Source organism: Gemmatimonadota bacterium (assembly GCA_016209965.1).
Lineage (GTDB): Bacteria > Gemmatimonadota > Gemmatimonadetes > Longimicrobiales > RSA9 > JACQVE01.
In genome coordinates, this window is sequence record JACQVE010000162.1 from 1 (window position 1) to 2,483 (window position 2,483).

3 protein-coding genes are annotated in these 2,483 nt (G+C 69.9%); all 3 read right to left on the reverse strand.

The features are described from left to right. Positions 1 to 1,742 (reverse strand): DPP IV N-terminal domain-containing protein (locus HY703_06540; protein MBI4544832.1); only part of this gene is annotated, 1,742 nt, incomplete at its 3' end. A 184-nt stretch (positions 1,743 to 1,926) separates the two neighbouring features. Continuing rightward, positions 1,927 to 2,277 carry a hypothetical protein gene (locus tag HY703_06545; protein ID MBI4544833.1) on the reverse strand — a complete coding sequence of 117 codons (351 nt, stop codon included), beginning with the start codon at positions 2,275 to 2,277 and terminating at the stop codon, positions 1,927 to 1,929. 22 nt (positions 2,278 to 2,299) lie between these two features. Continuing rightward, positions 2,300 to 2,483, reverse strand: a 184-nt coding sequence (locus HY703_06550) for a 6-phosphofructokinase (GenBank protein MBI4544834.1), incomplete at its 5' end; no start/stop codon positions are given.

Consider the following 2,483-nt stretch of genomic DNA (forward strand, 5'->3'; position numbering starts at 1 on the left):
CAGCGGTGCACGTTGTGGAGGTATCCCGCGCCATGGACGAAGATGATGCCTGCGCCGTTGGATTCGGCTCCCAGGTCCCGCGGTCGGTAGATGCGGGCGGGCACGCGCACACTGTCGCGTGCCGTGAACCAGACGATCTCGGGTTCGATCCAGGACACGGCGCGCCAGGCGGCAGTAGGGGAGGCGGTCACCTCGCGCGCGCTCGCGCCACGCCGGTTGTCCATCAGGAACACCTCGGGTGGGCGATTCGACCGGGAGTAGACCACGGCCAGGCGGCTGCCATCGGGCGAGGGCGTGGCATCGTGACGGCCGGCGGAGGTAGTGATGCGGGTGCGGGTGCGACCCTGCAGGTCCATGTGGTAGAAGTGGAGCTCGAAGGGGGAGCCCTCGCTGGTCTGCAGGTAGAACCTGTCCTTCCGTGGTGAGAGCGCCGCAGAGTGCACCTCGAAGTCGCCGCGCGTGAGCTGGCGCGCATCGCCGCCGCCGGTGCCTACGACATAGACGTGCGCATAGCCGTCCCGCTCGCTGATGAAGTAGATGGACCTGCCGTCGGGCATCCAGCCGACGCAGCCGCCGTCCCGGCTCCAGCGGTCACAGAGTCCGCCGAGCCAGGCGTCGTCATGGTCGTGGGCCACGGTGGTGACCTGACCGGACCCGGCTTCCATGACCTGGAACCAGCGGTCCTTGTAGTCGAAGCTGGTGGCGACGATCAAGCCGAGGCTGCCATCGCGGTTCCAGCCGGCGAAGTCGGCGCCCGCGAGGTGGGGCGGCTGTGCTTTTGCGGCACCGGAATCGGCGCGTGTCGGGCCGGGCCCGAGGGCTAGCCACTGGGCCTCGCGCGCCCCGAGGTTGATCAGCGCGATCCGGCTCTCTGCCTGTACGTCACCGACCTTGCCCCGCACCTCGCGGCTCTCGGTGTAGCCAGAGGCCGTGACGTAATCGGGGACGAGGGTGCGGCGGGAATCGCGGGCAGGCTTGCTGATCTGCAGCAGGGCGTAGCGGCCGCCGGGCTCGACGGCGATACCGGAGACGCGCTCCTCCTTGTCGATATAGAAGGGCTTGGGCAGTCCTGCCTCGCGAGCCTTTTCTCTCTCCTTCTGCTTGTCCTTGCGGGCCGCCTCGAGGCGGATGTGCTCGAAGAGATCCTTCTGCTGCTCTTCGATCGCCTTGCGCTGCCCCTCGGCCGGCTTCTCTTTCGGCTCCGGGCCGGTGCGGATGTCCGTGAGCTGGCGGAGCGGCCGGGCATCGAGGGGCAGGGCGAAGAGGTTGTCGTCCCGGATGAAGTATATGGCGCGGCCATCCCGGGCGAACACCGGGCTGCTCTCCGCCGCCGGGGTTAGGGTCAGGCGGCGTACGGCCAGCGAGCTCCGCTCGATGAGGTAGAGTTCGCCCTGGTAGGCAACGGCGCGCCAGCCGCGGTCGGGCGAAATGTCGCCTAGTGCGACGAGCACGCCAAGCGAGTCCGCGGCCTGGTCGGAGAGCGCCTCGGGCCGCCCGCCGCTCGCGCGGGCACGGTAGAGTCGCGGCTCTTCGTGCCAGGGCTGACCGCCAGGCTTCCAGCGGAAGAAGAGCCAGCGGCCGTCATCCGTCCAACGGAGGTCCTGCGGCGGCGTGCCCACGTGCTCCGGACCGCGCATGAGGTTCGGCACGGTCAGCTCGAAGGCCGGCTCCTGTGCCGGGCCCGGGTGCGTACTTGCCAGAAGTAGAGCGATGGTGGCGGCGGCCGCGCGGCGGCGGATCATCGGGAACCCTCCATGGCGTTGGCGTGGGTGGGGCGGTAAAGCTACTGGCCTTGCAGGGCCAGGGCCAGAGCCAGGGCCGCCAGGGCCAGGCGTGTTGGCGGTGTCGCCGCGTCCCCGTTCCGGGTACGGGTACGGGTACGGGCAGGGGGAGCGGGAGTGGAGACGGCGTACGGGAAGCGGAGGGTTACCGGTGCCAGAGCCAGACGCAGCGGCGGTGGGCGGCCAGGAAGAAGACGGTCTGGGCGCCGAGCAGTAGCAGGGCAGCGTCCACGCCGAGCACGCGGGCCGCGGCCACGACGCCGAGGAGGGCGGTGGCGGCTTCGAGCAGGATGCGGAGGCGGCCCGGGATGCGGACGAGCACGAAGTGCTTGTCGCCGGGGACAGTGAAGAGGCTGAGCGCGGCGATGGCGAATACGAGGGCGATCCAACCCCAGGCGAAATAGATGGCGACCCAGGCCACGACCTCGAGGAGGAAGCGGGAGGCGGCCAGTGTTGGCGGGTCATGGAACGAAGCGTTGGCAGCTCGCATGTTCATGGGCAGCATTCCGGCGGGCTCCTCAGTCTCCCAGGGAAATGCCCAGGTCGCGGGCAGTGCGGACCGTGTCGGACTCGAGCGGCACACGCTTGATGCGGTCGACTGCATCGGCGAGTGGCACGGCGTGGACCTCGGGCGGGTCGAGGGCGACCATGGTGCCGAAGCGACGTTCGGCGACGCAGCGCACGGCGGCGGCGCCGAAGCGG